22 protein-coding genes are annotated in these 19,383 nt (G+C 69.3%); 11 read left to right on the top strand and 11 right to left on the bottom strand.

Going from position 1 to position 19,383, the window contains the following annotated elements:
- Window positions 1-29 precede the first annotated feature (29 nt).
- The 3 genes from ABD901_RS48015 to ABD901_RS48005 are packed head-to-tail and all read right to left on the bottom strand — an operon-like array spanning window position 30 to window position 1,266.
- Window positions 30-440 carry a VOC family protein gene (locus ABD901_RS48015; protein WP_345139075.1) on the bottom strand — a complete coding sequence of 137 codons (411 nt, stop codon included), beginning with the start codon at window positions 438-440 and terminating at the stop codon, window positions 30-32.
- Window positions 441-451: 11 nt separating this feature from the next.
- Window positions 452-874, bottom strand: coding sequence for a helix-turn-helix transcriptional regulator (locus ABD901_RS48010; protein WP_345139072.1), 423 nt, complete (start codon window positions 872-874; stop codon window positions 452-454).
- Window positions 874-1,266 (bottom strand): MerR family transcriptional regulator, encoded by a 393-nt coding sequence (locus ABD901_RS48005; protein ID WP_345139069.1) that lies wholly within the window; start codon window positions 1,264-1,266, stop codon window positions 874-876. Before ABD901_RS48005 ends, ABD901_RS48010 begins: the two co-directional genes overlap by 1 nt.
- Window positions 1,267-1,323: 57 nt before the next feature.
- Between ABD901_RS48005 and ABD901_RS48000 the strand changes: the two genes are divergently transcribed.
- The 4 genes from ABD901_RS48000 to ABD901_RS47985 all read left to right on the top strand — a co-directional run bounded on the left by ABD901_RS48000 (window position 1,324) and on the right by ABD901_RS47985 (window position 5,173).
- Complete coding sequence (locus ABD901_RS48000; protein WP_345139066.1) at window positions 1,324-2,178, top strand: SDR family NAD(P)-dependent oxidoreductase; 855 nt, start codon at window positions 1,324-1,326, stop codon at window positions 2,176-2,178.
- 59 nt (window positions 2,179-2,237) lie between these two features.
- Window positions 2,238-3,461: an MFS transporter gene (locus ABD901_RS47995; RefSeq protein WP_345139063.1), complete on the top strand. Its 1,224-nt coding sequence runs from the start codon at window positions 2,238-2,240 to the stop codon at window positions 3,459-3,461.
- A 120-nt stretch (window positions 3,462-3,581) separates the two neighbouring features.
- Window positions 3,582-4,109 carry a SigE family RNA polymerase sigma factor gene (locus ABD901_RS47990; protein WP_345139060.1) on the top strand — a complete coding sequence of 176 codons (528 nt, stop codon included), beginning with the start codon at window positions 3,582-3,584 and terminating at the stop codon, window positions 4,107-4,109.
- Window positions 4,106-5,173: a DUF4232 domain-containing protein gene (locus tag ABD901_RS47985; protein WP_345139057.1), complete on the top strand. Its 1,068-nt coding sequence runs from the start codon at window positions 4,106-4,108 to the stop codon at window positions 5,171-5,173. The genes ABD901_RS47990 and ABD901_RS47985 overlap by 4 nt, the downstream gene beginning before the upstream one ends.
- 27 nt (window positions 5,174-5,200) lie before the next feature.
- Here the strand turns inward: ABD901_RS47985 and ABD901_RS47980 are convergent, their stop codons facing one another.
- The gene (locus ABD901_RS47980) at window positions 5,201-5,917 is read right to left on the bottom strand and encodes a winged helix-turn-helix transcriptional regulator (protein WP_345139054.1); all 717 of its coding nucleotides are present in this window, start codon (window positions 5,915-5,917) and stop codon (window positions 5,201-5,203) included.
- Between the two features lie 76 nt (window positions 5,918-5,993).
- On the opposite strand from ABD901_RS47980, the gene ABD901_RS47975 reads away from it, so the two are divergent.
- From ABD901_RS47975 to ABD901_RS47965, 3 genes are all read left to right on the top strand, one after another.
- Window positions 5,994-6,749 carry a DUF899 family protein gene (locus ABD901_RS47975; protein WP_345139051.1) on the top strand — a complete coding sequence of 252 codons (756 nt, stop codon included), beginning with the start codon at window positions 5,994-5,996 and terminating at the stop codon, window positions 6,747-6,749.
- 381 nt (window positions 6,750-7,130) lie between these two features.
- Entirely contained in the window at window positions 7,131-7,544 is a 414-nt protein-coding gene (locus tag ABD901_RS47970; protein ID WP_345139048.1) for a VOC family protein, read from the top strand.
- 18 nt (window positions 7,545-7,562) lie between these two features.
- The gene (locus tag ABD901_RS47965; RefSeq protein ID WP_345139044.1) at window positions 7,563-7,946 is read left to right on the top strand and encodes a VOC family protein; all 384 of its coding nucleotides are present in this window, start codon (window positions 7,563-7,565) and stop codon (window positions 7,944-7,946) included.
- Window positions 7,947-8,143: 197 nt separating this feature from the next.
- Here ABD901_RS47965 and ABD901_RS47960 read toward each other — a convergent pair whose 3' ends face one another.
- From ABD901_RS47960 to ABD901_RS47945, 4 genes are all read right to left on the bottom strand, one after another.
- On the bottom strand, window positions 8,144-8,740 hold the full coding sequence (locus ABD901_RS47960) for a hypothetical protein (protein ID WP_345139040.1): 597 nt from the start codon (window positions 8,738-8,740) through the stop codon (window positions 8,144-8,146).
- Window positions 8,740-9,588: an alpha/beta hydrolase gene (locus tag ABD901_RS47955; RefSeq protein WP_345139037.1), complete on the bottom strand. Its 849-nt coding sequence runs from the start codon at window positions 9,586-9,588 to the stop codon at window positions 8,740-8,742. The genes ABD901_RS47960 and ABD901_RS47955 overlap by 1 nt, the downstream gene beginning before the upstream one ends.
- 312 nt (window positions 9,589-9,900) lie before the next feature.
- Window positions 9,901-10,578, bottom strand: coding sequence for a hypothetical protein (locus ABD901_RS47950; protein ID WP_345139035.1), 678 nt, complete (start codon window positions 10,576-10,578; stop codon window positions 9,901-9,903).
- 374 nt (window positions 10,579-10,952) lie between these two features.
- Window positions 10,953-11,240: a winged helix-turn-helix transcriptional regulator gene (locus ABD901_RS47945; protein WP_345139032.1), complete on the bottom strand. Its 288-nt coding sequence runs from the start codon at window positions 11,238-11,240 to the stop codon at window positions 10,953-10,955.
- A gap of 145 nt (window positions 11,241-11,385) precedes the next feature.
- Here ABD901_RS47945 and ABD901_RS47940 point away from each other — a divergent pair, with 145 nt between their 5' ends.
- The 4 genes from ABD901_RS47940 to ABD901_RS47925 all read left to right on the top strand — a co-directional run bounded on the left by ABD901_RS47940 (window position 11,386) and on the right by ABD901_RS47925 (window position 15,226).
- The gene (locus tag ABD901_RS47940; protein WP_345139029.1) at window positions 11,386-12,534 is read left to right on the top strand and encodes an HAD-IA family hydrolase; all 1,149 of its coding nucleotides are present in this window, start codon (window positions 11,386-11,388) and stop codon (window positions 12,532-12,534) included.
- A 15-nt stretch (window positions 12,535-12,549) separates the two neighbouring features.
- On the top strand, window positions 12,550-12,861 hold the full coding sequence (locus ABD901_RS47935) for an EthD family reductase (RefSeq protein ID WP_345139026.1): 312 nt from the start codon (window positions 12,550-12,552) through the stop codon (window positions 12,859-12,861).
- Between the two features lie 255 nt (window positions 12,862-13,116).
- Window positions 13,117-13,866 (top strand): tyrosine-protein phosphatase, encoded by a 750-nt coding sequence (locus tag ABD901_RS47930; RefSeq protein ID WP_345139023.1) that lies wholly within the window; start codon window positions 13,117-13,119, stop codon window positions 13,864-13,866.
- A 349-nt stretch (window positions 13,867-14,215) separates the two neighbouring features.
- Entirely contained in the window at window positions 14,216-15,226 is a 1,011-nt protein-coding gene (locus ABD901_RS47925) for a hypothetical protein (RefSeq protein WP_345139020.1), read from the top strand.
- A 301-nt stretch (window positions 15,227-15,527) separates the two neighbouring features.
- On the opposite strand, the gene ABD901_RS47920 is transcribed toward ABD901_RS47925, so the two are convergent.
- The 3 genes from ABD901_RS47920 to ABD901_RS47910 form a co-directional block, all read right to left on the bottom strand.
- Window positions 15,528-16,790: an IS701 family transposase gene (locus ABD901_RS47920; RefSeq protein WP_345139017.1), complete on the bottom strand. Its 1,263-nt coding sequence runs from the start codon at window positions 16,788-16,790 to the stop codon at window positions 15,528-15,530.
- 122 nt (window positions 16,791-16,912) lie between these two features.
- Window positions 16,913-17,410 (bottom strand): hypothetical protein, encoded by a 498-nt coding sequence (locus ABD901_RS47915; RefSeq protein WP_345139014.1) that lies wholly within the window; start codon window positions 17,408-17,410, stop codon window positions 16,913-16,915.
- 446 nt (window positions 17,411-17,856) lie between these two features.
- Window positions 17,857-19,257: a glycoside hydrolase family 6 protein gene (locus ABD901_RS47910; protein WP_345139011.1), complete on the bottom strand. Its 1,401-nt coding sequence runs from the start codon at window positions 19,255-19,257 to the stop codon at window positions 17,857-17,859.
- Window positions 19,258-19,383: the final 126 nt, after the last annotated feature.

The raw sequence follows: 19,383 nt of genomic DNA, 5'->3' as shown, positions 1-19,383 counted from the left end.
GGCCCTCCGGACCCGCCCGCGCCCCCGTGTCAGCCCTTGAGCCGCTGGTTGAACCGCATGAGGTTGCCGGCCGGGTCACGGAAGCCGCAGTCGCGCACGCCGTAGGGCTGGTCCATCGGCTCCTGCAGCACCTCGGCGCCGCTGGCCGCGACCCGGTCGAACAGCGCGTCGACGTCGTCGGTCTCGAACACCAGGCCCGACAGCGAGCCCTTGGCCAGCAGCGCCCGCAACGTCTCGGCGTCCTCCGGCGAGCGGGCCACGCCGACGGACTGCAGGACGATGCCGATGTCCGGCTGACCCTTCGGGCCGACGGTCAGCCAGCGCGCGTTCTCCATCGCGACGTCCTGGCGGACCTCCATGCCCAGCGTGTCGCGGTAGAACGCGAGCGCCGCCTCGTGGTCGTCGACCTCCAGGAACGTGTACCGCAGGTTCAGCTCCATGGAGACTGACGTTACTGCGCCGCACGCTCCCGCGTCGGACGGGTGACCTGCTTGGCCCAGCAGGCCGGGATCGGCGCGAGGGCGGCGTGGTTGCGGGAGCGGTACACGCTCGGGGACTCCCCCACGAGCTCGGTGAACCGGGTGCTGAACGAGCCCAGCGACGTCGCGCCGACCGCCATGCAGACCTCGGTGACGGACAGGTCGCCGCGGCGCAGCAGCGCCTTGGCCCGCTCGATCCGGCGGGTCATCAGGTACGAATACGGCGTCTCGCCGTAGACGGCCCGGAACTGGCGGGCGAAGTGTGCCGGGGACATCAGCGCGGTGCGGGCCATCGCGGGCACGTCCAGCGGGCGCGCATACTCGCGGTCGATCAGGTCTCGGGCCCGGCGCAGATGCTTGAGGTCCTGCGGTGTCACCCGGCCAGCATGGCACATCAGCCGGTCCAGAGCGTTGCGGCGGTGCCGCGGGCCACAGCCTCCTCGTAGGTGGCGACCTTGCCCTCGATGAGCCCCAGGCAGTCGTGCAGCTCCTTGATCCGCCCCTCGACGAGGTCGCGGTGCGCGCGCAGCAGCTCGAGGCGCTCCGCCTCGTTGCCCGGCCCCTGCCCCACCAGCCGCGCGAAGCGCCGGATCGACTCCAGCGGCATCCCGGAGGCGCGGAACTTCGTGCAGACCTCCAGCCAGTCGAGGTCCGGCTGGCCGTACACCCGCCGCCCGGCCGCGTCCCGGCGGACCTCCGTGTGGAACAGCCCCTCCCGCTCATACAGCCGCAGGGTGTGCACGCTCAGGCCGGTCCGGGCCGCGACCTGGCCGATGGTGAGCTCCATGGGCGCAGCGTACGCGGGTTGACCTAGACCTCGCTCTAGCATCTAGCGTCCGCGGGCATGACGCAGTTCGATGCCAAGAGCACCGCCGACGACGTCCTCGCCGGCGTGGACCTGACCGGGAAGCTTGCGATCGTGACGGGCGGCGCCTCCGGGATCGGCCTGGCCACGACGCGGGCGCTGGCCCGCGCCGGCGCCACCGTCGTCGCGGCCGTCCGCGAACCCGGCGCTGTTTCGCTGGACTTCGCCGAGGCCCGCCGCCTGGACCTCGCCGACCTGGCGCAGGTCGCCGAGTTCGCGGCTGGTTTCGGTACCGTGGACCTCCTCATCGCCAACGCCGGCGTCATGGCCTGCCCGGAGACGCGCGTCGGCCCCGGCTGGGAGCTGCAGTTCGCGGTCAACCACCTCGGCCACTTCGCGCTCGTGCACCACCTGTTCCCGGCGCTCGCGCGATCCGGCTCGGCCCGCGTGGTCGTGGTGTCCTCGAACGTGCGCCCCGACGCCCCGATCCGCTGGGACGACCCGTTCTTCGTCGCCGAGCCGTACGACCGCTGGGCCGCCTACGGCCAGTCGAAGGCCGCGAACGCCCTGTTCGCCGCGCACCTCGACGTGCTGGGCCGCCCGCACGGCATCCGCGCCAGCTCGGTGCACCCCGGCGCCATCCTCACCCCGCTGCAGCGCCACCTGACCCGCGCCGAGATGATCGAGGCCGGCTGGATCGACGAGCAGGGCAACGCCGCCGACTACTTCAAGACCCCCGAGCAGGGCGCCGCGACGCAGGTGTGGGCGGCGGTACAGCCCGACCTCGGCGGCGTGCACTGCTCCGACTGCGCCGTCACCCCCTTCCGCCCGTCCTCGTCCGACGCCGCTCGCCTGTGGACGATGTCGACGACTCTGACGGGCCTGTTGAGCTAGCGCCCGTTGACGGCTATGGTCGCGAACACATTTCGCGTTTGCCGCATGGGAGCCCGCCGATGCAGGGGACCGCTTTCGCCGAACCGACGGTGCGCGTCGGCGGCCGCTGGATCGCTCTGCTCGTGCTCGCCGACCTCGCGGTGTGGATGGGCTTCTTCACCCCGATCCAGGTGCTGCTGCCCAACCAGATCCAGGAGATCGCCCCCGCCGACAAGGAGAGCATGCTCGGCGTCGTCACGGCGCTCGGCGCGGCGGCGGCCGTCGTGGTCAACCCTCTGGCCGGCGCCCTGTCGGACCGCACGACGTCCCGCTTCGGCCGCCGCCACACCTGGACCTTGGGCGGCGCCATCCTGGCGGCCCTCTCGCTGGTCCTGCTCTCAACCCAGCACACGATCCTGGGAGTGGCTCTCGGCTGGGTCGCCGCACAGACCTGCCTGAACGCGATGCTCGCCACCCTGACGGCCGCGGTCCCCGACCGCGTTCCGGTCGAGCAGCGCGGCGCCGTCTCGGGCTGGGTCGGCATCCCCCAGGTCCTGGGCGTGGTCCTCGGCGTCGTGCTGGTCACCGCCCTGGTGACCGGCACCGCCCCCGGCTACGTCGCGCTCGCGGTGCTCGTGGTCCTGCTCCCGGTGCCGTTCGTGCTGTTCACCCCCGACGACCGGATCAGCCGCGCGGACCGCCCGCGCTTCTCCCTGGCCGGCTTCTGGGTGAGCCCGCGCCGCCACCCCGACTTCGCGTGGGCCTGGATCACGCGTTTCCTGGTCCAGCTCGGCAACGCGCTGGGCACCCTCTACCTGCTGTATTTCCTGCAGGACCGGGTCCGCGTCGCCGACCCCGACACCGGCGTGCTGATCCTGATCCTCGTCTACACCTTGGCCCTGATGGCCACGACGGTCGTGGCGGGCCGCCGCTCCGACCGCACGGGCCGCCGCCGCGTCTTCGTCATCTGGTCCGGCGTGGTGATGGCGGTCGCCGCCCTGCTGCTCGCGTTCTGGCCGACGTGGCCGGTGGCGATCGTCGCCGCGGCGATCCTGGGCGCGGGCTACGGTGTGTACCAGGCCGTCGACGCCGCCCTGATCACGCAGGTCCTGCCCGAGGCGACCAACCGGGCGAAGGACCTGGGCGTCATCAACATCGCGAACTCGGCGCCGCAGGTGCTGGGCCCGGCGCTGTCCGCCCCGATCGTGGTGCACCTGGGCGGCTACCCGGTCCTGTACGTCCTCACCGCCGTGGTCACGCTCCTCGGCAGCGTCTTCGTGCAGAAGATCCGCTCTGTTCCCTGACCGCCGTGATCGGTGCGCGTGCTCGCCCGACGGCGGCGCAACGCCCGGTTTCGGCAGAGGCAGACTCGGCCCGGACGGGACCCGTGCAACCTGTCGGCGTGGCTGCGGTGTCCTTGGAGCATGGCGCAGTGGGAGGCACCAGCTGCCTTCGAGGAGTACGTGCGCAGCCGCCACGCCGAGTTGTTGCGCTTCGCGCATGTCCTCACCGGGGACCGGCATCTGGCCGCGGACCTGGTCCAGGATGCGCTCGTGCGGGCTGGGTTGGGCTGGCGGCGCATCCAGCGGCAGGACGACCCTGAGGGATACCTGCGCCGCACGATCGTCAACGGCTACCTCAACCGCCGACGGGCGCTGCGGCGCGAGCGGCTGGTCGCGAACCTGCCCGAGCAGCGCGATACGGCGAACGACGCCCGGCCGGGCGGAGCGGTCCTCGCGGACGACGAGATGTGGTGGCTGCTCGCCACGCTCCCCCGTCAGCAGCGGGCCGTCCTGGTGCTGCGGTATTACCTGGACCTGTCCGAGGCGCAGATCGCCGAGGTGCTCGGCTGCTCGGCCGGCACGGTGAAGAGCAACGCCTCACGGGCATTGGCGAAGCTACGCACCGGTCTGGCCAAACCGGTCGCCTCGACCGAGAGGGGCACGCGATGACCGTCGAGGAGCGCCTGCGGCGCACACTGGCCGACGAGGTTCTGGTGCTGCCCGCGTGGCCCGACCCGATGGGCCGGGTCAGCGCCGGGATCACGCGCCGGCGCCGTCTGCGCCGTCTGTTCGGCGCGGTGTCGACGGCGGTGCTGGCGGTGCTCACCGCCGGGGTCTGGACGGCGGTGGTCGCGCCGGCCGGTCCGCGGCCCGCACCGTCGCCGTCCGCCGCGACCGTGCCGTGGAAAGACAGCCCGATCGGTGCTGTGGACCTGTTCCCCCCGCCGAGCCCGCGACCGTCGGCCCGGCCGTGTGGCGCCGCCGACCTGGCCACGTCGGTCAACGTCACCGACAACGGCGCGGCCGGGGGGCACCGGTTCATCGACGTCAAGATCCGCAACACGAGCGGCAGCCGCTGCACGCTGTCCGGCTCCGCGCAGCTCACGGCCACCGACGCCAGGACCGGCGCGCGCGGCCACCTGACGACCCGTTCCGGCACCGGCTACGGCGGCACCGGCTACGAGACACCCGCGACCATCGACCCCGACGAGGAGGCGACGCTCGGGCTGGTCACGGGCAACGGCTGCAACGGCGGAGCCAACCCGACCACATACCGGGACATCGCCGTGGTGATGCTCGGCCGGTCGTACCCGCTCGGCACACTCACCGTGCAGACCACGTGCGAGCTCGAGGTCACCGACTGGATGCTGGACATCCAGGCGCACCCGCTGACGCCGCCGCCGTACGCGAGGCTGGTGCCGACCCTCGACGTGCCCGCCACGGTCACGATCGGCCAATGGTTCGACTTCACGGTCACCCTCACGAATCCGACCGAGGCCGCTGTCGCTGTCGTGCCGTGCCCCGCGTACCGCATGACGGTCTTCAAGGGCGGCGGCTCGTACTGGCTGAACTGCCCCGGTATGCCGGTCCCCGCGCACGGCGCGGTCCGGTTCGCGATGCGCCTGCAGGTCGCCGGCTCCACCCCGCCCGGCCTGGTACACCTGCAGTGGCAGCTGCTGGACCAGCCCGGCGTCAGCCCGGTGGCGGACGCCGTCCTCACGGCGACCACGTGACTCGGCCGGAGGATCTGTGCGCTCCGGTCACCGTTTCGGACCATCCACTCGTTGCTCTTGGCCGGAGGTGCCGTTCGCGTGGTGATCTGTGGGGGCCGGGACGCGCACAGCCACAAGTAGACCGCGTACGGCCTCGGGATCACCGGTGATGACGGCGCCGGCGGCTGCGAGCCGGGTCAGGTCGCCGTCGCCGAAGGCGGCGACGAGGACGTCCGTCGTGGTGATCAGGACGGCGTCCGGTTCTTCCGGCGGCCGGTGGGCGACCTCGGCGCCGACCGGCGTGAAAAGGACGCCGAACACCCCGGCAGGACCGTGGTCACGGAGTTCGATCCGCAGCGTCGCTGCGGGCCGCTGCGCCGCCGGCACGCAATAGGTCCGGATTGCGAGCATGGCGCTGTCCGCGCTCACGAAGAGCTGTTCCGCGGTCGGTGGGGCAGCCAGTGCCCAGGTGCCAAGCGCGACCACGATCGGCTCGAGCCCGCGCCCCCATGCGGTCAGCTCATAAACCCACACCCTGCCCGGTGCAGGCAGTTGCCGGCGGCGTACGACACCCGCGTCGGCCAGTTCACGCAGCCGGTCGGAAAGTGCGTTCGGGCTGGCGGTCGGCAGCGCCTGCTGCAGGTCGGTGAACCGTTTCGGCCCGAGCAGCAGCTCACGCACGACCATCAGCGACCACCGTTCACCCACGATGTCGAGGCCGCGCGCGATGCCGCAGGCCTGCCGATAGCCCCGCTGAGCCGGCATGGACAACCTCCCCATCGCCCTTGCCTGACCATAGCACTCACTATTAGCGTCATAGCTGACGATGCGAGGAGGATCCATGTCCACCCCAGCGACACCCCCGATCACCGACCGTCAAACCTGGCAGAAGCAGCTCGACGACCTCCGGCAGCGCGAGAAGGCGCACACCCGCGAGGGCGACGCCATCGCTGCGGCCCGCCGCCGGCTGCCGATGGTCGAGGTCGACCCGACGACCCACCTGATCGGTGCCGCCGGGCCGGTGCCTCTGCTCGACGTCTTCGAGGGCCGGACCCAGCTGTTCGCGTCGTACCACATGTGGCACACGGGCAGGCCGGCCGCCGACCAATGCGTGGGCTGTACGTTCTTCACCGGTCAGGTACTTGAGCTGTCCTACCTGCACTCGCGTGACGTCACGTTCGCGGTCTTCTGCCAGGGACCGGTCGAGGAGACGACGCGCTACCGCGACTTCATGGGCTGGCAGGCGCCCTGGTATTCGGTGCCCACGGAGTCGCTCGACGCGCTCGCCGCGGGACGCGCGTTCGGGATGAAGGCGTGCTACCTACGTCAGGGCAGCCGGGTGTTCGAGACCTATTGGACCACCGGGCGGGGCGTCGAGGCGATGGCACCGTCGTACGGGCTGCTCGACATGACCGTCTACGGTCGGCAGGAGGACTGGGAGGACTCGCCGGAAGGCTGGCCGCGGCGCTTCCGGACCAACGGCGACCAGTTCCGGCTCAACGGGCGACCCACATCCCAGTGGTCGCGCCTGGCCGCAGGCCGCGACGACGACCTCGGCACCACCGGACCCACCGGCAGCGAGCACCACTGCCACTGACCGCGGCACCCAAGGCCGGACATCCGCTCTTCGGCATTGTGCAGGTAATCCGTGTCAAGTCGATCATGATGCCTGTTCGTCGACGTGGGTGGGGAGCCGGTCGAACAGGTCGGCGCGGTGGGTTTGGTGGTGTTGGGTGGCGTGGTCGCGCTGCCGCTGCAGGGCGGGGCGGAACTCGATGCTGGTCTGGAGGTAGGTGCAGGTTTCGCAGATGGCTTCGAAGGCGCAGTCGAGTTCGGCGGGTGGGGGCAGTAGCCGTTGCCGAGGAGGCGGTGCGGTCTTCGTGGAGTTTGCCGACGGGGACGTGCAGCCAGTGCGCGGCGCCGATGAGCACGACCGGCCCGGCGCCCACTGACACGGCGTGTCTGCGAGAGTCAGCTCGTGACGAGCATCCAACCTGAGCTGTGGGTCGACCGCGCCAGTGCGGCGGTCGCGTTCTACGCCGAGGCGTTCGGTGCAACCGTGCTGCACCAAGTCGGCGACGGCGACGAGATCGTCGCGCAGCTGGCCGTCGGTGAGGCGGTGTTCTGGGTCGCTGCGGCCGGGCCGGGCATGGGCCAGTTCAGCCCCGCGGCCATCGGCGGGGCAACGGGCCGGACCCTGCTCGTGGTCGACGACCCTGACGCGGTGGCGGAGCAGGCGGTCGCCGCCGGTGCTGCGCAGCGCTCGCCGGTCGCGGACGAGCACGGCTGGCGCGTCGGCCGCATCGTCGACCCGTTCGGACACGAATGGGAGATCGGCCGGCCATACGGCCACAATGCTGAGACCACAACCGGGCATCGAGCTCAGATATAGCCGCGTATCGTGCGGCTCGTGACGGTCATCTCCCTCATGCTCGCGGTGCCGGACGCGGCGGCGGCGTCCGCGTGGTACCAGCGCGCCCTCGGCGCCACCGAGCTGTGGAACCTCGGCTCGGTCATCGGACTGCAGATCCACGGCGCCCCGTTCTTCCTCGCCGAGCCCGCCAACAACCGCTGGGAAAGCCCGGACGTACTCGGTTCCACAACCGTGCGCATCGAAGTGTTCGTCGACGACCCAGACACGTTCGCCGCCGCCGCGGCAGCGGCCGGAGCCGAGTATCACGATCCCGTGCGCGACCACCAGATGCCGTGGGGTCCGCATCGACAGGGCGGCTTCTTCGACCCGTTCGGTCACCTCTGGCTCGTCGGCGACCGATCCCCGCTGCAGCGTCATTGAGACGCTCCGCCATGGCAGCGAACGCCATGATTCCGGTGTGGTAGGACCGTGATCGGACGCCGCTCTTCGGCACCGTCGTGCACCGAGCGCCGATCCATCCGGCGGAGCCGACGGCACGGGCGTGACGGTCGCGCGCGAGCCGCAGCGCACCATCGGCGGCTTCTAGATGAGGGCGCCGACTGAGGATACGGCGCGGGTCAGCTCGACGTCTCGATCAGCAGCCGGTGAGCTTCGCGGCGTAGGTCGTGCTCGACCGCTCGACGGCTGTTGGGTGGCCCTTTCCAGGTGTCGATGAGGAGTTCGAACACCTTGAGGCGTGGCGGGAATCCGATGGACTGGGCGTGCCGGCACAGCATGTCCGCGGCGTGGACGGGATCGGCTCGCCCGTCCACGGCGTCACTGGCGTACCGGAGGACGAAGGTCCAATGAGCGTCCTCGGGTGCGGTGCGGGAGATGCCGAGTTCGTCGAGCGCCTGCTGGAACAGATCAGCCGTGTCCCGGACATCCCCGGACGGGAGTCCGGCAAGTTGTTGCAGGCTCGGGCTGCTGATGCCACGGACCAACGCCTCGGTCGCCACTCGCGGAAGCTCCTCAGCGGGCAACTCGTCGGCGGTGAACGCGAGGGCCGCCTCCCGCATCATTTCCACCTCGCGATTATGGACCGAACCGTAGCGAACGACGCCGCCGTATCGCGCGCTCATCGGCGTGTCAGGAACCTGCCCAACCATCTCGCCGTGACGTTCCGTAAGGAGCGGAGATCCGGACGTCAAGATCGCCTGCGAACGTTCGCCCATCAGGTGTCCATCGGCCGCCACAGCCAGCGCAGGGCGTCTGGCAGTAGGACGCCGCCGTGGTTAGGGCTGTGGCCCCCGTCGCCGAGCACGAGTCGGAAGTCATAGCCCGTTTCTGCCAGGGCAGCGGCTACCTGCAGGTTGCTGGCGAGCCAGTTCCGTTCGCGCTCGTTCCAGCGCAGGTCCCGGTGTCCGGCCTGCATGAATATGCGCAGCGGCTTGCGGGGTACGCTGCGGATGAGCTCGGGGTAGGGGTTTCCGCCCGGCATCTGCACGAAGCTGGAAAGGCAGCAGATCACTCGACGGAACTTGTCCGGGCGCAGCCACCCGGCGGTGAACGCGCAGTTGCCGCCGCTGCTGCCCCCACAGATGCCCCACCAGTGCGAATCCTTGGTGATCGAGTAGCGTTCCGTGACCTGCGGGATGATTTCGGTCAGCAGGAAGGTGGCGTAGCGGTCGTCGAACGCGTCGTACTCGACGTTGCGGTGTTTCGGCTCGTCGGCACCTTCAAGGATGCCAGGATCGACGAACACGCCGACGGTGACCGGGATGTCACCGCGGTGCATGAGGTTGTCCAGGACGATCGCGCCACGGACCTCCCCGTCCGGGTGCAGGTACCACTGTCCATCCTGGAACACCATCAGCGCCGCAGGCTGCGACGGGTCGTACTGAGCCGGCAGGTGGACCCAGAACTTCCGCGATGTACCCGGATAGACAATGCTGTCGTTCCAGTCGAACTCGACGGTCCGACCTACAGGCACGCCCGGCTGCCGTGCCGAATCGGGGCCATGAGCGTAGCGAACGTCGGACTGGTCGACGGCAAGGGGACGGAACGGCACCTCGACGGTCACACCGGGCACCCTATGCTCAGAAGTTCGCGCCGGTCGACGGGTTTGCCGTCCGTTCAAACGAACTGACCTGGCCCCCGCAAATGGCGCACGTCGGCAACGAGATTCCCTCCACCAGGTCCGTGAGCCAGAGGGAGAGAAGGTCCGTAGGCAGAATCTGGTCGGCTGTTCGGCCATGATCACGTGCGCGCTCATCGGCAAAGTCGCGCGTCCGCAGGAGGAATCAGTACCCAGGTCGCGCTCTACCGAGAGTGATGGGCTCCTGTGACCGGCACGCCTGCACGGCGGCAGATCCGTGCATCCGATCGGTTCCGGCTACGTCGGTGCCGGTTCGTCGGCGACGTATGTCGGGCTCAGCTCGTGGAATGCTTCTTCCGCCCATCGCCTGCGCATCGGGTCGGTGCATGCGTCCAGAAAGGCTCGCGCCGCGGCAGCGATGCGCTGACGATGGACGGCCAGCTCCGGGACTCGTACGAGCACCACCGCCGCGGCGATGGCCTCCTGCCGGACGCCGGGGTGCGGGTCGTCCAGAAACGCGGCGGCGGTGTCGTACATCCGGGGACGGAGCTGCCGGATCGTGTGCCACACCGAGCACGGGTACTCCAGTGGCGAGTATCCGGCGAGCTCGACGAACTCACGCTCGTGGACGTCACCGACCGCGTCGGCCGCGGCCGACAGCCAGGTCAGCAGGTGAGCCCGCAACGGCCGGAGTCTGCCGCTCGGGCTCCGGATCACCGTATCGTCGCCCGGCCGTAGATCCAGCAGCGCCAGCACGTACCGGACGCCCGGCGCCGCCGGCGGGAACACATTCGGATACTCGATGAACGCGGCCCACAGATGCGACAGGCCCATCGTGATGGACTGCGGATCGTCAGCGGCCAGGCCGTGCAGCAACGCCCGCGTGCCGGCGTGCGACGGCCAGTACTCGTCCGCCGGGCCGGCCCAGTCGATGTCGTCGAGCATGTTGCTCAGGTCAGCCCGTTCCCCAGCCACCGCAGCATGATGACACGGCCTCGACGAGCCGGTGACGGTCTCTGCATCCACAGGATGATGTTTCGGTCCCCATGCACCGTAGCCAAGATCGGGCGCGCGCCACGTACCAGGGTGGGGCTGTGTTTTTCGGGTGGCAGCCGCACGGGTATGTCGGCGAGATCACGGAGCGCTACAGTACGCCGTCGCGGGTTGGTCAGAGCCATGGGCAGGGCCGCTACCAGGTGGTCCACGGCGAGCCGGAACGGCCGAATCCCCGCGGCCGTGGCGGCATGCCGCAGGCGCGGGCACGCGAGCCATGGCCACCTTAGGGCGATTCGAATTCAGAAACACCCCGGACCTTCGCTTTTTCGAAGCGCCGGGGCCGCCGAACGGCGCTACGCCTCGCCGTCCTCGGCCATTTTCGAAGCCCATTGGCCGGACCAGCGGACGAGTGGGCGCAGCGCCAGATAGGCGCCGTGGCCGAGTTCGGTCAGGGCATAGGTCGTGTCCGGCCCTTGCGCCACGAGCTGCGCGTCGAGAAGCTCGGTCAGCCGCTGTCGCAGCACGCTGGAGGACATGTTGTCGCAGCGCTGTTGCAGCGCACGGAAGCCGACGGGTCCGTGCTGCAGCTCCCAGATGATGCGCAGGTTCCAGCGGCGGCCGAACAGGTCCAGGGCGGCCATCAGCGGACGGCCGGTACTCGATCCTCGTACCGGCCGCCCCGGCCTGGGCATCGTCATCGTCCGTCCGCCCCTCTTGATGCTTCGGTATCCGACACAGTAGCCTCCAAAACGACCAATTCGATTTCCGAAGCACACGGGCGGCTCGATGACCCCTCCACCCCTGCCGGAAGAGGACCACCACTGCGAATCGTGCGGCCTGCGCTACGGCGACCTGACCCCGTCGGCGGCCCTGCGGCTGATCCGCAGCTATCCCACGCAGTACCGGCACCGCCTGCAGCACCTGCCCGCCGATGTCCTACGCCGACGGCCCGCTGCCGGGGTGTGGTCGCCGCTGGAGTACGCCTGCCATGTCCGCGACGTCTACGCCGTCTACGACACCCGGATTCGCCGCACGCTGACCGAGCACGAGCCCGTGCTCGAGCCGATGCACAACGACGAGCGCGCCGAGCGCGATGCCTACGACCGTCAGCCGCTGCCCGCCGTTCTGTCGGCTCTCGAACGTAACGCTGACCGGTTCGCCGCCCTCGCGAGTGAGGTCAGCGAACGGCAGTGGAGTCGCTCAGCCGTCCGGCTCCCTGGCGAACGCCGTACCGTCCTATGGATGGTGCGGCAAGCCACGCATGAAGGGCTGCATCACCTGCACGACATCGGCGTGGGCGCTACCGACAGGGCAGTGTTGTTCGACGTCGACGGCGTGCTCGTCGATTCATACCCCGCGTACCGCCGGATCTGGAGCCGGTGGGCAACGCACCGCAACCTCGACCCGGACCTGGTCTGGTCACACACCCACGGTCGCCGGCCCATCGACACCATCACGGTGGTAGCGCCACAGCTCGACGCCGACGCCGAATACCGGCTGGTCCGCGACATGATGGCCCAGGAAGGTGACGCCTTCCCCGTGTACCCCGACGCCGCCGCGGTGTTGAGCCTGATGAAAGGCCAGCCGTGGGGCGTCGTCACCTCCGGCCGCACGCCGACGGTGCTGCAACGCCTGCGCGCCGGTCGGCTACCCGATCCTCCCGTCCTGGTTGACAGCAGCCAAGTCCGGCGCGGCAAACCCGACCCGGAGGGTTACCTACGCGCAGCACAACTCCTCGACGTGGCGGCGTCCGACTGCCTGGTGATCGAGGACGCTCCCACAGGCGTCGAAGCAGCCCGAACCGCAGGCATGACAGTTATCGCAGTGCGCACCACCCATCCCGACGACGAACTCGCCGGTGCACACCACCGCGTCGACACCTTCAGCGACACCATCCCCCTTATCGCCGACTGGCTGAATAGCACGCACCCGTAAGCAAAGGAACCGAACATGCACAAGTTGGTGGTCCTGTATCCCGAGCCCGCCGATCCCGACCACTTCCGCGACTACTACGTGACCCACCACCTCCCGCTGGTCACACTCATGCCCGGCCTGCTCGCGTGGCGCTACAGCTTCGACGTGGCAGCGACGCAGGGACAGGCGCCGTACTTCGCGGTCTTCGAAGCCGAGTTCGCTGACGCTGCGGCAATGACCGCGTCGAGGTCGTCTCCGCAAGGCCGGCAGGTGGCCGCCGATGTCGCCAACTACGCCACCGGCGGTGCGGTCGTCATCCACTATCCGGTGCGGGACGGCACCGGCTGAGCCATCAATTCACCGACTCGAACGCATAGGTTACATGCGACGCGAATTTATGTGATCCCGGACTTTCGCGACACGATCGAATGCACTCACTTCGGCAGAGTCGGATGCCCTGCCGCGGGAAGCTCGATCACTCGCTGTCACGATTGATCGAGCGCTGGCGAGCGCGATCCGCGGCATGGGCGTGCGCCATACTCGGTTGGTCCTAGCGTGACCAAGCGCCGTATGAACGGCATGGAAGTCGTTTGAGCGGAGGCGATGATGGACGTGTTGCACTGGTCGGGTGGCCGGAACGTGCGCGACCTGGGTGGTCGAGCGTTGCGCGTCGGCGGCTGCACGCCGTTCGGGAAGGTGTTCCGTTCGGCGGCGCCAGAGCACCTGACCGATGAAGGGTGGGCTGCGGCGAAGGCGGCGGGCGTGCGCACGGTGGTAGACCTGCGGAACGCACCGGCTGAGACGCAGCGTCGAGCAGAACATCCGATCATCAGCGCCGAGTCGCTGCAGGGCCTGGTCTTCGTGCCGGCGCCGACCGAAGACCCTGATGACACCGAGTTCCTCCGGGTCTGCGGGCCGTTCCTGGATCATCCGCGCTGCTGGGCCGACAATGCCCGGCTTGCCCCCGACCGCATCTCCGCCGCTCTGCGCGCGGTCGCCCGGGCAGACGGGGCAGTGCTCGTGCACTGCGCGGGAGGCCGGGACCGCACCGGCATGATCTCCGCGATGCTGTTGCACATCGCCGGCGCGACGGACCACGCCATCATCGATGACTACGCGGCCGGGTGGCGTGGCGCAGCGGCGCATGCCGGGCACGCCTGGGTCTATGACCCCGACCAGGGCAACTGGCGCGAGCACCAGCAGGAGCCGACAGTCGCGGAGGACGTGGAACGTCAGTTGGCGGACAGGACGCCCGCTCTCCGCGAGTGGATCGCGACGTTCGACGCGACCGACCTGCTGGCACCCGCCGAGCTGCGCGCGATCAGAGCGCTGCTGACTCCTGCTGCTCCGTAGGTGGCGCACGGCATACAAGCATGATTGCCACCCATGTACCGTGCGATCGCTACGCGGCCGGCAACAGCGCACGAGTGCAAAGATCGGATGCCCGCTCATCGGCAGTTCAGCGCGCCGGCCAGCGCCGGACGCTGGTCACGTGGCGTGACGGACTTCGCCGACCTTGCGCTCACGCTCGGCGGCAGATCCGGATACCTGTCCAAGGTCGAGCATGGCTTAGCAGCCTCCCGCTGTGGAGGGTTGCTGCGGACCGTGGGTGCTGGACCACGGAGCCGATGGGTCAGACGGACCGGTGATACAGAAGCCCACCTATGATCTTCGTCGTATCGGTTCCCTAGAATCCTCGGCCATGACTCGCACCACGCCGCGGCGCCCGGTGGACATCACGGAGCACTTCCCAGAGTTGAGGGAGCATTCGGCAACGGCCACGCGGCTGCATCCCCGGCCCGGCAGGCCCACCACCGCCGACAGCTCGGTCGGTGGCCAGCTACTCTGGCCGGCCGATGAGCCCTGGCCGGTGTGCACGGACGGTGACGCCCACTACATCTTCGAGCTCAGGACACCGGCGACAGTCCGCCGCAGCCGCCAGATCTACGCGGCGGCACAGGCCCGGGCGGCCGCGAGCGGCGCTCCGTACGACCTGACCGAGCAGGAGCGGGCGGAAATACCGGACTACGACTTCTCCGAGCCGCACGATCTGGTGGACCAGCCGATCCCGCTGGTCCCGGTGGTGCAGCTCTACCGTCGGGATGTCCCCGACTTCGCCGGCCCGGACGGCGCCGATCTGTTGCAGGTGCTGTGGTGCCCGTTGGACCACCCGGAGGAGGGCTATAACCCGCGAGTGCGCCTGTACTGGCGTCGCAGCGCCGACGTGACCAGGCCGCTGGACGCGGCTCCCGAACCGCCCGTGGTCAACGACGCCTATCTGCCGATCCCCTGCGTCGTGCATCCGGAACAGGTCCGCGAGTACCAGTACGCCGGCCTGTTGCCCGAGCAACTGCGCGCCCGGATCACTGCCTGGGAGGAAGAAGCTGAGGAGGAGAACGAAGAAGATGAGACCGGACGCAGCTACCACTACGACTTGTCCCTGGCGCCCGGCTGGAAGGTGGGCGGCTTTGCGAACTGGTCGCTGACCGACCCGCATCCCATGAATTGCGCCGAGTGCGGCACCACGATGACGCTGCTGTTGACTGCCGACTCCAGCGAGTGGCACGGGACAGGTGGCACTTGGCGGCCGGTGGAGGAACCGGCGGATGCGTCGTCCAACCCCACCGACGTGTCAATCGGCCGCGGCTACGCCTTGTACGTCTTTCGCTGTCCGGCGTCCTTCGAGCACCGGCCGGCCACCGCCATGCAGTGAAGCTCCCGACGCCTCGGCTCGCGACCGACGCACTACTTTCGCCGGTACAGTCCTGGCTGGGTGCCGCGCGCCAACGGCGGCAGATCAGTGTGGGCGCTCACGTAATTGACCCAGGGTCGGCTCTCGCTATGGGTCCGATGCCGGTCGAGTTCCTGAATGTGGTGTAACCGTTGACCTTGCGAGTCGACTTGGCTAGTAGTGCTTTGTTAGGTTGTGTCGTGGTATGGGCGTTTGCAAGTCTGGCATGCGCCGACCATGACGGTGAGCAGTTGTTGCAGCTCACGCAGCACGGCGTAGAGGGTCAGGCCGGCGCATCCGCTTTTGGGTCGAGGCGCAGCAGGGTGCAGAACGCTTGAGCCAGGACGGCGAGGGTGACATGGCGGTGCCAGCCGACAAAGCTGCGGCCTTCGAAATGGTCGATCCCGAGACCGGTTTTGAGTTCGCGGTAGTCGTGTTCGACCCGCCACCGCAGTTTGGCGAGCCGGACCAGGGTCTTCAGCGACGTTCGGGTGTCCATATTGGACAGCCAGTACTTGACGGGTTCGGCGGCGTCCGGCGGCCATTCGGCGATCAACCAGCACTCGGGCAGGGTGCCGTCAGCGGCCCGGGGGATGTCGCGGTTGGCCGGCCGGATCCGCAGGCGCAGGAAGTGTGAGCGCATCGCCGCGGCCGGGTTGGCGGCCGTCTTGCGGCTGCCGTGCCGCCAGGTCACCTGCCGTGCGGTATCCCGGCCGGCGGCCAGCACCAGAGTCTTGAACGTGACCGGTGGGTCGGGATAGACCGGGCGGGGTGGGCGGCCCGTCCCGGCGTAGGGCGGGGTGACCGGCACGGCATCGCCGGGGTGGGCGGTGGCGTTCGGGTCGACCTGGACGGCGTAGCGCAGGCCGCGTTCGGACAAGCCCAGCCGGAACAGGGTGCAGTCGCCGTAGCCGGAATCGGCGGCTACCGGCAGCTTCGGCAGCCCCCAGTGCTCGATCATCTCGTCGAGCATGTCCAGGGCCAGGCGCCACTTCTCCCGGTGTCGCACGTCGTCGCCGATCCCGGCCCGGTCGCGTTTGTGCCGGACGGTGGCAGCCTTGACCGGGTCGCTGATCGTGGTGTCGTCCCACGACATCGGGCAGAACAGCCGCCAGTCCGCGGCCACCGACGCGGTGTCGGTGGCCAGCTGGACACTCACCCCGATCTGGCAGTTGCCGGTCTTCCCGAGGGTGCCGGAGTACTGCCGGGGCACACACGGCGACGCGGTGCCGTCCTTCGCAAAGCCGGAATCGTCGATCACGTACGCGGCCGGGTCGATGACATCGACCGCCCACCGGGCCACGTTCGCCCGCACCACCCGGTAGTCCCAGGTCGAGGACGTCACGAACTGCTGCAACTGCTGGTGATCGACCCCGAGGCGTTCCGCCATCGGCTGCATCGACTTCCGCGCCCCATCGGTGAGCAGGCCCCGGACATACAACTCGCCCTTGACCCGCTGATCCGACCGCGCGACCGCACCGCCCAACATCTGCGCGGCGAACTCGACAAGTCGCGGACGCACCCGCTCGATCTCCTCCGGAGTCACACCCCGAGTCAACCACCATCCACAGTAGACATCGACACGACACGCTGGCGACCTAACAAAGCACTACTAGTGCCGTATCGGTTAACGTTTGCCCCGTAGTCGGTCGGAATCGCTGCGCCCGATCACGCTGGCTGGAACGCTTCGCGCAGCCGTACGGCGACCTCGTAGAGATCTCGGAACTGGCGGCGGCCGGCAGCGGTCGGATCGATTGCGGGATCCGAACCCAGGTGCTCCACGGCGGCGGCAACAACGAACTGCGACCCGTCGGCCCGATCGAGGATGAAGGTCAGGTAGTCCGTCATCGCGCTCACCGCATCGAGCCCAGCCGCCAGCGTCGCCGCGATCGCCAGGGGACCGGCTGTCAGCGAGCCCCGCGACCCGGCCATGGCCGGCAGGAGGTCGTCGGTGATCGACTCGGCGGGCACCGCGAGACTGAACCATGCCCCCATCACTTCGGGTCGCCAGTGTCCGGTCCGAAGCATCCAGCTAACGTCAGTTTGCGTCACGTGGCGGCCGGCAACGGTCAGGTCTGCCCACAGCTCATCGGCCCAGCGCAATGCGCCCAAGCCCGCCATCCTCCGGTAGAACGGCTTCACGAACGCCAACTCGATCTCGTTCATAAGACCAATCCGACAGTGCTACGGCGGGTTACCGCACAGGCGGCGGCACACAGGTTAGCCCACATGTGCTTGACCGGCAGCAGCGAACGCGCGCTCATCGGCAGGACGGGAAGCATCGGTGCCCCTGTCACTCACGGTGATCTGCACGGTTCCGCCGACGCACAGCAGTCGAGGCATGTGCCAATGCTGTCGTGGGTGTCAGGAACGCCCGCCGATCGCAGCGAGGTGACCCGGGCCGATCAGGTTGCCCCTGTGCACGCCCCGGCTCATCGGGTCGAGCCGCTCGCAGCGCCACCGCGCGCCCGTGCGCGCATCGAGCGGCGACGCCCGTCGAACAGGCCGGCCGGGTGCGCGTACTCGGTGACCGCCCGGACGGCGGTCACGGCGATGCCATCACGCGGGCCGGGGCGCAGACCGTCTCCGGTCTGCGCCCCGGGCACAATCGGTCAGGAGGCCGTGCAGTTCAGCGTCGGCGTCGTCACATTGCCGGTTCCGGTGAAGCCGAACTGCGTCGAGCTGCCCGCGCCGAGTGAGCCGTTGTACGACAAGTTGCGCACCGTAACACTGGAGCCGCTGGTGGTGAGGGCGCCGTTCCAGAGTTGGGTGATCGACTGGCCGTTCGCGAGCGTCCAGGTCACCGCCCAGTTGCTGATCGGCGAGGCGCCCGCGGTGACGGTGACATTGCCCTGGAACCCGCCTTGCCAGGAGTTGAGGGTCTGGTACGTCGCACTGCACGCACCGCCACCACCGCCGGACGAGCGGCTCGGCGACGGCGACGCGCTCGGCGAGCGGGACGCTGACGGCGAGGCCGACGGGGAACCGGTGCGGCTGGCCGACGGCGAGGCGGTCGGGGACCCGGCCGGCGGGTACGGCGCGCTGGCGGCCAGGCTGTAGGCAAGGCCGGGCACGAAGCTGCCGGCTGCGTAGCCGCAGCCGTCGGCCTCACCCGGCGGCTTGATCCAAAGGTATCCGTCCACGTTGGCGTCGCCCGTGTTCAGCGTCGGGTAGTTGCCGATCCGGCGGTCGGTGTTGTCGTCGGCGCACCAGTCGCCGGCCGCGCCACCGTTGCGGCTGGTGTCGATGACCTGGTGCTTGCCGTTGATGCCGCGGCTCTGCAGGTACGAGATGATCGACCGGCCGTAGGAGAGTTCGTTGCCCAGCGGCTGGAAGTTCGAGACGTTCGTGAAGAACCCGTCGGCGTACTGGACGCCGGCTGCAACCAGCCGCGATCCCTGGTCCGACGCGGAGTTCCAGGCGGAGTGGCCGCCGTCGAGGTACACCTTGGCGTTCGGGTTCGCCGACTTCAGCGTCTGCACCGCGGTGCTGATCGCCTGGTCGCGCTGCTGGACATCGGTGCTGCTCAAGCACGTCTGCAGCGCGAGCGAGTCGGTTTCCATGATCACGATGACGGTGCGGCCGCCGAGGCCCTTCGAGTACCCGGAGATCCACTGCTGGTACTGGTTGAGGTCGGGGGCGCCACCGGCGCTCGCCCCGCCGCAGTCGCGGTTCGGGATAGCGTAGGCCGTCAGCACCGGTACCTGGTTCACTGCGTTGGCCGCGCTCACGAACGAGGACACGTCGGACTGCACGGTGGACAGGTTGAAGTTCGACATCCAGCGCGCCTGCGACTGGCTGGCGATCTTGTCGCGGATGGCCGGCATGCGCGAGTCGTTCGGGTTCGCCGAGACCCAGCGGACGACCTGCGAGTCAGGATCGCGGTAGAGGGTGCCGGACAGCGTGCCCGCCGAGGCTGAGCCGATCACGAACCAGCCGGCGGCGAAGGCGACGCATGCCGACGCTGCCGCGGCGGTCACGACCCGGCGCCGACGGGGGCGGCGTGTGGACACAGGGACTCCTTCAGGACATGACATCGACTCACGTCGAGTGAGGTGGGTGGCGACCATCATCGCCACCGGCCCGCGCGTGGTCCACTCCGACGACCTGCGGGGGCGTCCGGCCGGGGAAAACCCGTG

Source organism: Dactylosporangium darangshiense, assembly GCF_039537565.1.
GTDB lineage: Bacteria > Actinomycetota > Actinomycetes > Mycobacteriales > Micromonosporaceae > Dactylosporangium > Dactylosporangium darangshiense.
This window is presented reverse-complemented; position numbering and strand designations above follow the sequence as displayed.

Coding starts and splice junctions, on each gene's coding strand:
- ABD901_RS48015 (WP_345139075.1), bottom strand. CDS start 440: ATGGAGCTGAACCTGCGGTACACGTTCCTGGAGGTCGACGACCACGAG.
- ABD901_RS48010 (WP_345139072.1), bottom strand. CDS start 874: ATGTGCCATGCTGGCCGGGTGACACCGCAGGACCTCAAGCATCTGCGC.
- ABD901_RS48005 (WP_345139069.1), bottom strand. CDS start 1,266: ATGGAGCTCACCATCGGCCAGGTCGCGGCCCGGACCGGCCTGAGCGTG.
- ABD901_RS48000 (WP_345139066.1), top strand. CDS start 1,324: ATGACGCAGTTCGATGCCAAGAGCACCGCCGACGACGTCCTCGCCGGC.
- ABD901_RS47995 (WP_345139063.1), top strand. CDS start 2,238: ATGCAGGGGACCGCTTTCGCCGAACCGACGGTGCGCGTCGGCGGCCGC.
- ABD901_RS47990 (WP_345139060.1), top strand. CDS start 3,582: ATGGCGCAGTGGGAGGCACCAGCTGCCTTCGAGGAGTACGTGCGCAGC.
- ABD901_RS47985 (WP_345139057.1), top strand. CDS start 4,106: ATGACCGTCGAGGAGCGCCTGCGGCGCACACTGGCCGACGAGGTTCTG.
- ABD901_RS47980 (WP_345139054.1), bottom strand. CDS start 5,917: ATGCCGGCTCAGCGGGGCTATCGGCAGGCCTGCGGCATCGCGCGCGGC.
- ABD901_RS47975 (WP_345139051.1), top strand. CDS start 5,994: ATGTCCACCCCAGCGACACCCCCGATCACCGACCGTCAAACCTGGCAG.
- ABD901_RS47960 (WP_345139040.1), bottom strand. CDS start 8,740: ATGGGCGAACGTTCGCAGGCGATCTTGACGTCCGGATCTCCGCTCCTT.
- ABD901_RS47945 (WP_345139032.1), bottom strand. CDS start 11,240: ATGGCCGCCCTGGACCTGTTCGGCCGCCGCTGGAACCTGCGCATCATC.
- ABD901_RS47940 (WP_345139029.1), top strand. CDS start 11,386: ATGACCCCTCCACCCCTGCCGGAAGAGGACCACCACTGCGAATCGTGC.
- ABD901_RS47935 (WP_345139026.1), top strand. CDS start 12,550: ATGCACAAGTTGGTGGTCCTGTATCCCGAGCCCGCCGATCCCGACCAC.
- ABD901_RS47930 (WP_345139023.1), top strand. CDS start 13,117: ATGATGGACGTGTTGCACTGGTCGGGTGGCCGGAACGTGCGCGACCTG.
- ABD901_RS47925 (WP_345139020.1), top strand. CDS start 14,216: ATGACTCGCACCACGCCGCGGCGCCCGGTGGACATCACGGAGCACTTC.
- ABD901_RS47915 (WP_345139014.1), bottom strand. CDS start 17,410: ATGAACGAGATCGAGTTGGCGTTCGTGAAGCCGTTCTACCGGAGGATG.